11 protein-coding genes are annotated in these 14,097 nt (G+C 29.3%); 1 reads left to right on the top strand and 10 read right to left on the bottom strand.

All coding sequences use genetic code 11. The features are described 5' to 3' along the window. Positions 1-194: 194 nt before the first annotated feature. The 10 genes from F3K33_RS10400 to F3K33_RS10355 all read right to left on the bottom strand — a co-directional run bounded on the left by F3K33_RS10400 (position 195) and on the right by F3K33_RS10355 (position 12,735). Positions 195-1,151: a tRNA dihydrouridine synthase gene (locus F3K33_RS10400; RefSeq protein ID WP_023976221.1), complete on the bottom strand. Its 957-nt coding sequence runs from the start codon at positions 1,149-1,151 to the stop codon at positions 195-197. Positions 1,152-1,944: 793 nt separating this feature from the next. Next, positions 1,945-2,562, bottom strand: coding sequence for a LysE/ArgO family amino acid transporter (locus F3K33_RS10395; RefSeq protein WP_039771925.1), 618 nt, complete (start codon positions 2,560-2,562; stop codon positions 1,945-1,947). Positions 2,563-2,669: 107 nt separating this feature from the next. Then, positions 2,670-4,145, bottom strand: coding sequence for a MocR-like pyridoxine biosynthesis transcription factor PdxR (gene pdxR / locus F3K33_RS10390; RefSeq protein WP_039771923.1), 1,476 nt, complete (start codon positions 4,143-4,145; stop codon positions 2,670-2,672). 501 nt (positions 4,146-4,646) lie between these two features. Continuing rightward, entirely contained in the window at positions 4,647-5,867 is a 1,221-nt protein-coding gene (locus tag F3K33_RS10385) for an adenylosuccinate synthetase (RefSeq protein ID WP_039771921.1), read from the bottom strand. Positions 5,868-6,004: 137 nt separating this feature from the next. Continuing rightward, on the bottom strand, positions 6,005-6,928 hold the full coding sequence (locus F3K33_RS10380; protein WP_039771920.1) for a hypothetical protein: 924 nt from the start codon (positions 6,926-6,928) through the stop codon (positions 6,005-6,007). A 172-nt stretch (positions 6,929-7,100) separates the two neighbouring features. After that, positions 7,101-8,150, bottom strand: a complete 1,050-nt coding sequence (locus F3K33_RS10375; protein ID WP_243141325.1) for a hypothetical protein — start codon at positions 8,148-8,150, stop codon at positions 7,101-7,103. A gap of 24 nt (positions 8,151-8,174) precedes the next feature. Beyond that, entirely contained in the window at positions 8,175-9,644 is a 1,470-nt protein-coding gene (locus F3K33_RS10370) for a nicotinate phosphoribosyltransferase (protein WP_039771916.1), read from the bottom strand. Positions 9,645-9,655: 11 nt separating this feature from the next. Further along, entirely contained in the window at positions 9,656-10,195 is a 540-nt protein-coding gene (locus F3K33_RS10365) for a cysteine hydrolase family protein (protein ID WP_023975682.1), read from the bottom strand. 776 nt (positions 10,196-10,971) lie between these two features. Continuing rightward, on the bottom strand, positions 10,972-11,772 hold the full coding sequence (locus tag F3K33_RS10360; RefSeq protein WP_039771914.1) for a ribose-phosphate diphosphokinase: 801 nt from the start codon (positions 11,770-11,772) through the stop codon (positions 10,972-10,974). A 69-nt stretch (positions 11,773-11,841) separates the two neighbouring features. Next, on the bottom strand, positions 11,842-12,735 hold the full coding sequence (locus F3K33_RS10355; RefSeq protein ID WP_039771912.1) for an NUDIX hydrolase: 894 nt from the start codon (positions 12,733-12,735) through the stop codon (positions 11,842-11,844). 215 nt (positions 12,736-12,950) lie between these two features. Between F3K33_RS10355 and F3K33_RS10350 the strand changes: the two genes are divergently transcribed. Next, positions 12,951-13,487, top strand: coding sequence for a GNAT family N-acetyltransferase (locus tag F3K33_RS10350; protein ID WP_039771909.1), 537 nt, complete (start codon positions 12,951-12,953; stop codon positions 13,485-13,487). Positions 13,488-14,097: the final 610 nt, after the last annotated feature.

Raw genomic sequence — 14,097 nt, 5'->3', positions numbered from 1 at the left:
AATACTTTTAGAATTATAATGAAAAGTTATTTTTCCAATATATATTATTTCCCCTAATGCACCTTGATAGCAATACGCTATTTGTAACCATTTTACATTTTATTTTCTATAATAAACATTAGTTAAGCATAAACTTCATTTATATAAAAATTTAGGCATTAAAAACTATCTTAATATATGAGATAATTTAACCATTAAAATCCATGTATATCCGTTTTCTTTATGTCAAGTTCCTGAAACATGCTCGATATGATTCCCTTATATTCCTGCAAACTATTAGTCTTTCTTATCTTCTTAGCATATTTATCACTATTAGAAAACATATGTATCATATAAAACCACAATTCCTTCATTTTAAATAAGACATTTCTATCACCTGAAAGAACTTCTTCATATCCTGTGCAGACTTTATCATGAAATGACTTCATTAACTCTTTATCCATAACACGATTGGTCTTAATTTCTTCAATCAAGCCCGGATTTGCAATAAGTCCTCTACCAAGCATTACTGTTTCAAGCTTCGGATAAGCTTCTGACAATTTCTTATAATCTTCTATATTAAAAATATCACCATTATAACAAACGGGATTTTTACTTAATGCTAATGCATCCTTAAACATTTCCATGTTCGGCTTATTTTTATAAAAGTCTGTCTGAATTCTCGGATGAATTATAAGCTCCTCTAAAGGATATTTATTAAAGATTTCAATTAACTCATAAAATTCATCTGGCGAATCCTTTCCTATTCTTGTCTTTATTGAAATTTTGGTTGATGCATTTGAAAAGATATCTTCTAAAAATTCATCAAGCTGCTTTCTTTGTGCAAGAAATCCTGATCCCTTATACTTTGCAACAACAGTGCCAGATGGACATCCTAAATTTAAATTAACTTCATCATATCCAAATTTACTCAACTGATTTACAGTATCAATGAAATACTCAGAATTATTAGTGAGTATCTGAGGAATAACATTGATTCCTTCATTATGCTCAGGCAACACATCGTTTAGCTCTCTAGAAGTAAAACCTTTATTCTTAGTTGGTGATATAAATGGCATAAAGTACTTATCAATTTGTCCAAAAAAAGTTTCATATGCATTCCTATATACATATCCAGTAACACCTTCTAATGGTGCAAAATAATATTTCATATCATGAATCTCCTCATTAAGTAAGTAATTTCACCTTTATTGTATCCAACAAATACATTTTTGTATATAGATAAACAATATATAACTTAGGCTTATGCAATAACCCACCGAAAGGAGAAACATTGTTGTTTCACAGGACTATGAAAATTTCGCTGAAAGCACTAAATTGCAGGTTGTACAACTAATGCTTGCTCCCAATTTCATTGTGACAAGCATTAGTTGAACAACCTACAATTAATAGCTTTTAACAGCTCATTTTCAATGCCTGCTGCACAAAAATGTTTCTGCTTTCTAGTATGGTATTTATTGCAAAGTATAAATCAAAATTTTAAGTTATTTATAGATATAGGGTTCCATATTGATAACAATACATATCTACTGTTTCAATTTCCTGAATACCAGCGATATTGAAATTTTATAAGTTTGAATATCATTGTGGAACCCTATCCCCCAACTATAAGCTAGATTTACACTATGAAATATATCAAAACTAGAAATGAGTGATATACTTTTGTGGAATGTTTCATTGGTAATTTTGATGGATGTGATTCTTGGCTATAAGTTGTTCCAAATGTGCTAGTTCAAAAAGTGAGAATCGAAATTTCATATTTCGTTCTTCGAACTTTCTCTGTGAGCGCTTGTTCTTTGAGGCTAGCACTTTGGGTGCAACTTTATAGCCTTAGAATCACTCATCGGAATTACCGAGAAACTGGAACAAAAGTATATTATTCATTTCGGTGAGGTATGCGCATAAGTATAGATTATAGTTGGTTTATCTATAGACACAAAAAAGCTATAAATATATTGCTTCAATAAATGAGTATCCTAATTTTAAGCCATAGAATATAAGTATTAGTCCACAAATTATGTTGATCCATTTAATTATTTTATTAAATTTACTGCTAAACTTCCCTACGAATCCTGCAAGTCCACTAAACCATATGACTGATGCCATGCAGACCCCCAATATAAAGTACTTTGACATTTCTGCTGGAAGTGAAGCATTGAATCCACCTAATAATAAGGATCCATCAATTATTGCCTGAGGATTAAGCCACGTAACGGCAAAACAAGAAATAATAATTTTAATTAATGAATTATTACCAAGCTTTTTATCTTCTAATATTTGTGAAGATGATCTTATTAATCCAACTCCTATGTAAATTATAACCATAAATCCAAATAGAAGTATTGCCAATTTTAATAGATAGTATTTTTGAATAAGCGCCCCTATTCCAAAAAAGCACGAAATCGCTAGTGAAATATCAAATAAGATAGTTATAAGTGCAACTTTATATGTTTCAGCCTTACTTTTTTGCATAGCAGTGTTTATTACATATAAGTTTTGTGTTCCTATTGGTGCTACATAAGCAAGTCCAAATAGAAATCCTTGTAATAAGTATTTAATCATAATTTACCCCCTTTATTAGTTCTTTTATTATTTTAACTAATAAAATATAAAAAGTCCCCAACCAAGATATTAGTTTATTACCCAACCAAAAGCAGCCATTGAAAAAATCAATAGCTGCTTTTACTTATATCATTGAAATAGCTCCTTTTTACTAATTCTGATAATATCCTTAACCCCTTTTCTAACTCTTCCAATGATGCATATGAATATGAAATTCTTAAGTTTTGGCTATTAGAAAAATCATAAATATTTCCCGGATTAATCAATATTCCTTTCTCATAAGATAATTCAAATAGTTTATTTAATGATAGTGATTTCTTTAATTTTAACCAAATATAAAATCCACCATGTGGTTTGCTCCATGTTGCTATGCCATCAAAATACCTCTTTAAAATATTTAGTGTAGCATCTCTTCGAATTTTCAGCTGATTTCTTAGTTGTAGTAAATATTCATCATATAAGCCACTATCAATCAATTCAGCTAAGACTTCCTGAGACAAAGAACTTGTTCCATAATCCATCTGCATCTTAAGATCACTTAAATGTTCAATTACATTTTCTGGTCCAACTAGCCAACCAACTCTAAGACCTGCTGCTATAGATTTAGAAGCAGTGCCTAAATACATGACATTTCCATTTTTATCTTTTGATTTTAACGGTGGCGGTGGCTCTTTATCTAACCATAGTTCTCTATACGCATCATCTTCAATAATAGGAATTCTTTCTTTTGAACATATTTCTAAAATTTCATTTCTTCTCTCTTCTGTCATTACAATTCCAGTAGGATTTTGGAAAGTGGGTATAGTATATAATAAAGTTGAATTATCGTTTTTCTTATTTTTTATAATTTCATTTGGCTTGATGCCAAAGTTATCTATTGAAACACTATTTAAATTCATTCCATATGATTGAAATAAATTAAGCGAACTCAAATATGAAGGCTTTTCAACAAGTATTGTAGATCCACTCTTTAAAATCCCCATAGAAATTAACTGCAGTGCTTGCAATGATCCAGATACAATTAATATTTTTGATGGGGAAACACTTATATTATGCTTTTTCAGATACTTGCTTATTGTTTCTCTTAAATGCAGTGACCCTTTTGGTTCTTCATAACCTAAATCTTTTACATTTTCTGAAATTTTGTTTAAAATCACTTTCATCATATCATGAGGATATAAATCACGAGAAAGTTCTCCTGTTCCTAACCGTATCATTCCATCTTTAAATTCTAATTGATTTATTTTTTGAATTGTAGGCAGGTTTGGCTTTTGTATACCACTTTGAATATAATTTTGCCATTTTAATGGTGAAATAGATGTAATTAGAGACCATGTATTATTAACTATGACAGTTCCTACACCGCTTTTACCTTCAATTAGACCTTCTGCTTTTAATTCATCTAAAGCCTCCACAACAGTACTTCTATTTACTTCAAATATTTTTGACAGCTCTCTTTGTGTTGGCAGTTTACTACCTACATCCCATTCCCCTGTTGATATCATCGTCTTAATATAATTAACTATTTGCTGATATAATGGAATAGATAACATTTTATTTGGTTTCCAATTAACATTTAACATATAACTCCTACAATATATAGATATCCAACTAAGACCTGAACTTATGCATACAACTCGCCGAAATGAATAACATACTTTTGTTCCAGTTTCTAGTTTGGATATATTTCATAGTATAAATCTAACTTATAATTGGCTTATCTATATAGATCTCCAATTTAAGAATTCGACTTATTAGATGAACATATTTAAAAAGTCACTAAAACTTTAAGCTCATATCTTCACCAGAAATCATAAATATATTTGTGAAGAAAACATTTGAAAATGAGCTGTTAAAGGTTCTTAGCTGTAGGTTGTTCCATTTTAGCTTGTCAAACTGAAAGTTGGAGCATGCTAAAGTGGATACTACCTGCTGCTTAGAACCTTCAGCGATATTTTCATAGCTTTTCGGAATCAAAATATTTATGATTTCGGTAAGTTACCACATAAATCTAGTTTTAAAGTTAGATATCTATAACAACTTCACTATTTATTTTAAATAAATTATGATATTCAAATCTTATTTTAATATTTTACAATATTATCTCTTGATACTCCATAACTTAAATAACAATTGTCAGGATTGATCTTTCTAAGTATATCCTCTATAAACTCATCAGTATGCTTTAACAAAAGATTATTATCTTTATAATATTCTGCCTTATTATTATCTATCTGGTCTAGGCATGTTATTGCAATAGATTTACTTACATTTATTTTTTTATTTTTGCTATTAAAGTGCATTTTATTATAATCATTTTCTATATTCTCTGATAATAAATCTATATCTAGTGGCGCAAATCTCAAAACACCTTGAAATTCATTTCGAATGTTAGTTAAGTCTGTAATATTTTTGTATGGCTTCTCTTTCATTTCATTTGGTATTGGTCCAGCACCATGTCTTGTTAAATAGCTCCTTGTTACATAGATTACTTCTATGTTCAGTTCACAAGGCTTTGCTTTCTCTAACAAATCTATCACATTACTTACACCTGTTTTAGAATGGGTCACATAAGGAAAATATTTATAGTCCTCTGATAGCATTAATCCTTGTGCTCCTTCAAATATAGGAGTTTTATAATTTTCTAAAATACTTTCCATATTAGACAGTTCTACTTTTGATTTAAAATTGTTATCAACATCATAAATAAAGTGTTCTATTATATTTGCATCAAACAGTATACTCATTAAATTATCATTGGATGACTTTAAATTTAACTGCTCAAGCCTTTTATCTATATATTCTTTTTTTATAAGCTCCAGCTTATCTTTATAAATTCCACTGAAAATATCTCCGCAGGTTATTTTATATCTATCCATACTATTTCTTACAATCGACTCATTATACCCTAGTCCGCAGCTTCCATGTTTATTATTTCCTCTATGTCTTTCTAATATCTGATTTAATATCATGTCTTGTGGTATAACTACAGGGCAATTTGTATCTATCATTGCATGGGGAATAATTCCTATTTTAACAAGTTCATCATATTCTTTTAGAAATAACAAAGGATTCACTGAAAAATAATAGCTTAAAAAAGTTGGAATACCTTGTAAGCTTCCTGCTCCAAAATGTCCAAATACATGTCTTTTACTATCTGGTGTAACTACAGTATGACCTGCTTGAGCAGATGAATTGAATCTAATCACAACTGGATTTTCATTTATAGAACACATGTAGTCTGTCATTAGTCCTTTTCCTTCATCACCAAAATTAGAACCTATTACCACTTTTACAGATTTCATGCCAAGTTCTCCTTTCGCGGTATTAAAGATGGAGCTGTTCCATTAAGAAAATTGACCACAATTATACTGTATTAGAATTTTTAAATTTAATACAGTATATTGTAGTTTTTATTCTTTCTGCGACAGCTCCAATAACATTAAAACTTTACAAGTCCATCATCATCTTTTGCATCTGGAACTAATTCTTTAATAGCATTTCTTATTATTAGGCTTGTACTTCCATCCCAACTATCAGAAACATTATTCTTGTCTTCTCCAGTTAATACTTGTAGTGTTGATACTATAAGTTCAGGCAATTTTGTATAATCTGACAATCTCAAAACTCTTTGGCCTAAAATATCATTCCATGACTTTATTACTTCATCTGGCTGATAACGCATATGACTTCCTTCTTCAATAATAATATGGAATACTTCGTATTGCTTAGATACAAGCCTTAATAAATCTTGTGCTGACATGCTATCAGTTTGTATTGTATCTCCAAAGACTTTTTTTATTTCATTTTTAAGAACAGTCTTAGGACACTCTTCATCTCCTATAGTAAATAGATATCCCTTTTTTCCTCTTTTTATAAAATTATCGCATTTTGTATGCATTCCAGCAAACCACCAAGGCAAAGTATAACTTTCAGAGTTATTTCCTCCACCTCCATGTTCCACATAAATTTTAGTTAACTCTTTTGCAATCCTTATATCGGCTTCAAATTGAGTTACCTGCAAAGGCGCTGAATCATATTTAACATCACCAATTCCCATAAACATGATATGTGGGTCAGAAACAGGCTTTCTGTTATATATTTCAGTAGCTAATTTTTCTAAGCCTTCTCTTGCAATACTATCTGCAATTATTCCCATTGAACCAGTTACATCTAATCCAATAATAATTGGTGTTGAGTTTGGATTGTCGCTGCTGTCACAGCTTTCCCTAAAACTTACTTTATACGGATTTAAACTTGGATCAAGTTTCCTCGCTGCAAAGACATCATCTACTGTTTTCTTTCCTTTTATAGTTGCACTTGCATAACTATCCCAAGCTTTTGAATCCCATCTTCCTGTTCCCATTTTAATACCTCCTAAATACTCATATATATTTCAGTTCACAATTCACAATGCACAGTTCACAATTTTCAATTCACAATGAAAATTGCACATTTCACGATTGATAATTACGACTAAAATTCTTGCAATATTTTTTTGAATTATGATGAATGATTATTTTTGTAACATATATATATTACTTATTAATTTTTCCAGCGTATAATTTATTTATATCAATATCCATTTCTACGAATTTTCTTTCCCAATAACTTTGTTTAATCACACTTTCCCAAAGCTTATACTCTTCCATTGGATTGTTTACTGAGACTCCTCTGACCCAATCAATAAGTGGCTTAGGTATATCAGAATCCTCAATAAAACTCATTCCATTCTTATCACCAAGCAAGATTCTTCCAATTAATCTTATGGATTCTAAATCTAATAGAAATGTACCTATTTTAGATGACTTCATTTCTGGAGACATGATGCTATAAATTTCGCTAGGTACTCCAAGCATCTTACCATCTATAGGAACTGTATACCACCAGCCACCTAACAAAAATCCACTATGATTCGAAGGTGAAATATAATAATTATCAATATTTATTCCATTATGTGATAGATTATTATAATATAGAAAACAAGTTATATTATATAAAGTGCTTAGAATCCACATTACATGTCTTGGTGGAACTTTGCTGCTATAATAATTTAATATATCTTTAAGAGAATAAGCATCTTCTGGCTTTTCTATAAGCAGTCCTATCTTCTTATCTATGGTTTCAAATTTCTTTAACACTTTGGGAAAATACTTTTCAAATTCAGATTTCATGTTGTTATTTTCGTATTTTAAGTTCTTGATTCTATCCAATGCATTTTCTACAAAATCCTCATGCTTTTTATCAATTAAATATAAAATTGATCTATTTCCAATAAAATATTTTCCTAATTCAAATGAATATTCTACATTATATCTCATTGAATATTTCTCGCCATCAAAGCTTGTTATTTTAATTAACCCCTCTTCCATCCAGTTTCCATTCTCTAATAATTTAACAGTTTCAGAATATAATTCATTTATTTTACTTGTGACTTCTTTGTATTTCTCTGAATCCCTATGCAAATCTGGATGAAATATTTTAAGAAGATCACTGTGTTCCTTTTTAGCTATTTCTTTATCACCTATAAATAATTCATAGGGGTATTTCATTTCAAGAATTTCTTCAATAGTGTACAAAATTCTCATTCCCTTCTTAAAAATACAGTAAATCTAAAACTCTCCATGTAACTTCTCTCTAATTTCTTTTAATGAATAATCTTTAATCAAGTTTCCATCCTTAAAAACAACTTCTAATAAATTGTCTTTATACTCCTCCTGCTCTTTTAAAGTAAGCTCGTCCTTATAAAGGATGTCCTCTCCCTCCCTGTATACATAGCACATTCCCTTTTGAGATTTTTTAAAGTTTCCTGTATCAGTTTTAGGATCTTTAAATATGAATTTTTCTTCACCATTTATTACTGCATGAGTTGCTTTCAGAGCAAATCCAAAAGTATCACGAGTATTATATTGATAGGTGTAAGAACCAATTCCAAAAGTACAATTGCTTACTGCAAATCCTTTTTGTGCAAGGCATCTGCAGATTTCTTCGCACCTTTCAACTGTGATGCTATCACCATAAATTGTTCCTATATGTGAATCTAAAACTTTATATCCTTTTGAATTAATTTCCCCACCAAATATATCCCACAAAAGTTCAACAGTTCCTTTATATGCTGGACTATTATGTGGTGCTTCACTATCACCACAGATTATTTTAACTGGATCTCCACTATCTCCTCTGATTACTACCTTTCCATCTCTATTTAATATATCCTCTTTTAATATTGGAATGATATTAGTAATGAGGTTCCAATAATCGTAGGTATCTGAAACTATACTTATAACACCGCTTGGAAATACTTCATTAATTAATCTCTTATAAGCTTTAAGTTCATCAGTTCCATAAGTGCACATTACACTATGCTCAGTTGATGGGGTTCCAAGTCCAACTATTTCATTTTCAATATTACAGTTATAATAATTTTCTAGATAAAGTATTGATGATATTGTTGCAGTTAAGTCAAATGAAAGTAAATGCCCTGCACTGCTAACCTGTGCACTTTCAATTGAGCTAAATCCTCTCATGCTAAAGTCACCGCAAGCTTTTTTTACATCACCATTTTCAACAGTTAGATCAAAATACTTTAAAGCAATTTCTCTATATCTATATGCTATTGTTGCACTTGTCATAGGCTGCCATATATTACAGCTCATGAAAGTCTCCAAATAATTCACAAGCCAAGCAAATTCATTGTGAGTATTAGTGATTTCAATCATAGGTGTTTTTATATTTACTCTTGTTCCTTCTTGGACTGCTTTTATTTGTATAGGCAAATAACCTAAATCATGCAATTTTTCTATGTGAGCTGTATCTGCTGCGATGCTTCCCATTGTTCTAGATATCACTCTCTTATATTCACTAATAATTTCATCCTTAGGAATGGCGAAGAAATTTTCATTAAAATATTCTATTAAATATTTTTTTATAAAAGATTGAAGCCCAAACATAACCACTTTGTTCATGTTTTCTTTTCTAGACATTCTTGGAGTCCAATAGCTTACAAGCTTTGTAAGTCCTTCTGCATAGCACATATGATGTATTGTTTTATAAAAATCAGTTAATAATAATGGATCTATCATTTATATCTCTCCTATCTTGTAACTTTAACTCCTAGTGATTCAATTACATCTAATGCTTTGTCATGAAGACTATCATCAAAACTTGCACACAATGTTCCATCTACACTTAAGTTTGCATTTGTATACTGAGATTGAAATGTGACTACATTGCTTATTACACAAATGTTCGTTACAACTCCAACTAACTCTATTTCATCTATATCCTCGCCAACATCCTTTGATATCTTTAACATATCCGCTGGCGCTATTCCAAAAGAGTTTTTATTATAATGAAAAGTATTCTCTACGCCCACAAATTCTTTTAACTTTCCATAAAGCTCATGACCTTCAGTATTTATATAACAATGAGGTACAGGTAAATTCTTTCCTTCTCTTGTTTCTAGATAATTTTCAAAATGAGTATCATAAGTGAATAAAACCTTATCGCCATTTTTCAAATATTTTTTTGCTTTATCATAAATACCTTGTTCTAATGTTTCCGCTTTCTTAAATCCTAAAGCTCCATCAACAAAATCTTTTTGATAATCTATAACCACTAATAATTTATTCATAATCTTCTCCCCAATCTCTATAATTTAATTTTAGATATCCAACTTTCAACTTAGACTTGTGTGGTGATATACCGAAATCACATACATTTTTATTCCACAGGACTTAAGAAATCTCCGCTAGAAAGTTCTAAGTAAAAGGTTGTGCCCATTTCTGCATGCTCCTCAAGCAAGTTGATGACAAGCAGTAAACGGAACAACCTCTCACTAATAACTTTCAATAGCTCAATTTCAAATGCCTGTTTCACAAAAATGTATGCATTTCTGGCATAGGTACACACGAACGTTTAACAATAAAAGATAATTATTCTACATATAAGTCTGGTCTATAGTTGTTTATCTATACTCGCTCAAAACATTGAAAACACTACAAATTGTTAACTTTTTATATTTTTTTCTTTAAAAATATTTTCACTTTTAACTTTTTAAGTTTTTTCATTGTTAAGAATTTAAATTCTTATATTCCTTTGTTCTTAAATTCTTAAATTCTTATATTCTTTCATTTTTAACTTTATAGATATTCAATTTGAGAATTATACTTATAGCTTGAAAAATCTGCTATATCAGAAAGGACAGGTACTCTTTTGTACAGTGTTACATTAGAGAATATGTTGCAGGCATTTCTTCATCATAAGTTGTTCAATTTCTGCTTGTCACGAGCTTGTCTCGGGAGCATGCTGAAATGGTGCAACTTATGATGTTAGAAAGCCTCAACTTATTCTCAGTAACCGAAACAACAGAGTACCTGTCCTTTCGGTGGATTATTGCATAAGTCTAAGTTATACAATAGAGGATATTTCAATCTTCTCATGTTCTTTAGATAAAATGCTGTTAGTAGTAAATACCTTAGTAATTAAATCAGTCTTCAAAATTTCTCCATCAAAAATTGTATCCTCACAATGTGTTACCACCAAATAAATCTCAGTTGCACCCATTTCTTTAAGCTTTTTAGCTGTTAAAATAAAGGTTCCACCCTTAGAGCATAAATCATCTACAATAATAGCTTTAAAATTTTTACTTTCTACAGTTCCGTTTATTTCAAGCTTATTTATAGATCCTGTTTTAAAATCTCTTTCTTTGTTTGCAGTTAATATTTTTTCATATTCAATTTGTTTACCATATCTTTTAGCTGCACCTGCATCTGGATAGACTAAGTAAACTGAATCTTTTTTATCATCTACTTTTTCTAATAAATCTTTTGCTAATATTGCAGACATGTTTATAACTTTAACTCTATCGAGCAATGCCACACATACATCTGAATGTGGTTCATAAATTGATACTTCTTCAAAATTTAAATTATTAATAAGTCTGCATAAATGCTTTAGGGTAAATACAGTAAACCCTTCTGTTCTATCCATTCTGCTATAAGGCATATAAGGAATTATAAGATTACATTTAATATTTAATTCATCCAAATGATCCTTTAAAAATATCAAATGAGTTATATCATTATCACTTTCAAATTTGAGTTTAATGGTATTTACCCATTCTTTAATATTTAACTCTTGGCTGTTTATTAAACTTTCTCCATTAGGAAATTTTTTGACCTCTATTTCTTTGTCATTTAAAAAAATCATTTAATTATCCCCTCTCATATTAAATCTCAATTCTCTATCATTAAATTTTATTAATAACTTACATTTGGTTTAAAAATTGTGCTCCCAGTTTTCATTAAACTTAAACACTTTAGCCGGTCTAAAAGGCTTACCTTCTATTTTTTCATCAGTTTCTACAATCATATCTTCCATTTTTCTTCTAAAATTCAAGATTTCTCTTCCCATTATTGCTTCATATACATTTTGAAGTTCTTTAACTGTAAATAATCTAGGCAAAAGATTTAGTGCAATTGGCGTATATTCTATTTTATTTCTAATTCTGTCTACTGCATAATCTATTATTTTATAATGATCAAAAGCTAATTCATCATTACTTTCATTTAAAGTCTTATAACTATTTTCCTTTTTCCTAAAAATAGTTCTTTCTATTTTTTCTATTATTTCATAATTAAATTTTATTTCCTCATCTTCACTTTCAAATTTTAGAATATATTTATTTATGGTATGCGTCTCATCTTTTTTAGAATCAACTAAATTCTTTTCTACCCAAAACCACCTTGATTCTTTCCTATCTTTATAATCACCGAACCTAATATCCTCTTTCGATATTAATGCTATATTTCCTATACTTATTACTCTTGTCCTTGGATCTCTATTAATTTCTCCAAAAGTGTATAATTGTTCAGTATATACATTATCAATTCCTGTTTCTTCCTTTAATTTCCTTAGAGCTCCTTCTTCTAAACTTTCATCATTTTTAACAAAGCCTCCTGGAATTGCCCATTTTCCTTTGTAAGGATAATCATCTCTTTTAATTAAGAGAATTTGCATTCCCTTCTTTGGCACTTTCCTTGAATTCTCTTCTATCCTATCACCAGTTGTAAATATAATAATATCATTTGTAACACTTGGCCTATCATAAATATTTACATCATATTCACTTAGAAATTCTCTTTCATTTTTATCTAATAGTTCTTGATTCAACTTCCCCACCTCTATATATTAGAAAACTTTTTACTATTTATCATTTAGATAATATCAATTTGATTCTATGTATTAATATTAACTCCATTAACTTTATTTGTAAATACCTTTTTGAAAAATAATTATAGAAATAATCCAACTAAAACCTGAACTTATGCATATAAATCCCCGAAATAAGGATTATGCTGTTGTTCCAGTTTCTAAGGAAGTTATGAATGAAAGAATTTTTTTTAAAATCAATAAGAATTGGATTTTCAAGATGGAGTGAAGATGATATATGTGATGCTTTAGAATTATGGGAAAATCCAGAAGTAGCAAATTTTATCACAGCAGAAGGCACGATGTCAAAAAAACAAGTACAAGAAAGGCTAAGAAAGGAAATAGAAAATTATAACAATTACAATATTCAATATTGGCCAATTTATTTAATAGAAACTAATGAAAATTTAGGATGCTGCGGTTTACGGCCATATGATTATGAGAACAATATATTAGAAATGGGAATTCATTTAAAAGAGAAGTATTGGGGAAAAGGGATTGCTAAAGAAGCATGTTTGGCAGTAATGGAATATGCTTTTAGAAATCTTAATGCTAATGCACTTTTTACTGGACACAATCCTAAAAATTCAGCCTCTGCTCAATTGCTAAAAAAACTTGGATTTGTTTACACCCATGATGAATATTATCCACCAACAAATTTATACCATCCTTCGTACTTAATGAAGAAACAAAACTATATGGATGTGCACTAAAAGGCAATATTCATAAATCATGAATCAAAAAATCAAATAATAAATGTAAAGTCGTATTATTAAAGAAAATGAATTTGCGATTTTTTTGTGTGCAATTTTCATATATTTAGTATTAATAGGTAGACAATCCTATATATAATTTTTAAGGCTATATTTCAACATTATATTAAAACCAAACATAGCCTTATATTATTTAAGAAATGAAAATGAAAAAAAAACTTTTTTACAAGTTTTATTATACTTACAATACCTTAACATTAGCTTAATGAAATTCCAAAAATATTATTATCATATAGGTTGCAAAAATAATTCTTAATCATAGTTCTAAAAATCTTGCAATAATTTTAACCATAATTGTGAATCGTGAAATGTGCATTGCTACAGATACTTTCTAATTATGTAGTTAATTTACTTATCACAGAATAATAAATAAATGTATAAATTAAACCCGTAAGGGCAATAAATCCTAAAAAGTACTTTATTAGTTTCAATACTTTTGACATAAATCTAATCCTTTCACTTTGTTATTATTTTAGTGATACACAAAATATCGTTTTACTATTATTTTAATGATACATCAAAATACCGTTAGTTTCAGAAAATGTTAAAC

The organism is Clostridium beijerinckii (genome assembly GCF_008705175.1).
In the GTDB taxonomy this organism is placed as follows: Bacteria; Bacillota; Clostridia; order Clostridiales; family Clostridiaceae; genus Clostridium; species Clostridium beijerinckii.
This window is presented reverse-complemented; position numbering and strand designations above follow the sequence as displayed.

Excerpts from the sequence above, each read along its gene's own strand:
- F3K33_RS10400 (WP_023976221.1), bottom strand. The coding sequence starts at position 1,151 with ATGAAATATTATTTTGCACCATTAGAAGGTGTTACTGGATATGTATAT.
- F3K33_RS10395 (WP_039771925.1), bottom strand. The coding sequence starts at position 2,562 with ATGATTAAATACTTATTACAAGGATTTCTATTTGGACTTGCTTATGTA.
- pdxR (WP_039771923.1), bottom strand. The coding sequence starts at position 4,145 with ATGTTAAATGTTAATTGGAAACCAAATAAAATGTTATCTATTCCATTA.
- F3K33_RS10385 (WP_039771921.1), bottom strand. The coding sequence starts at position 5,867 with ATGAAATCTGTAAAAGTGGTAATAGGTTCTAATTTTGGTGATGAAGGA.
- F3K33_RS10380 (WP_039771920.1), bottom strand. The coding sequence starts at position 6,928 with ATGGGAACAGGAAGATGGGATTCAAAAGCTTGGGATAGTTATGCAAGT.
- F3K33_RS10375 (WP_243141325.1), bottom strand. The coding sequence starts at position 8,150 with ATGAGAATTTTGTACACTATTGAAGAAATTCTTGAAATGAAATACCCC.
- F3K33_RS10370 (WP_039771916.1), bottom strand. The coding sequence starts at position 9,644 with ATGATAGATCCATTATTATTAACTGATTTTTATAAAACAATACATCAT.
- F3K33_RS10365 (WP_023975682.1), bottom strand. The coding sequence starts at position 10,195 with ATGAATAAATTATTAGTGGTTATAGATTATCAAAAAGATTTTGTTGAT.
- F3K33_RS10360 (WP_039771914.1), bottom strand. The coding sequence starts at position 11,772 with ATGATTTTTTTAAATGACAAAGAAATAGAGGTCAAAAAATTTCCTAAT.
- F3K33_RS10350 (WP_039771909.1), top strand. The coding sequence starts at position 12,951 with ATGAAAGAATTTTTTTTAAAATCAATAAGAATTGGATTTTCAAGATGG.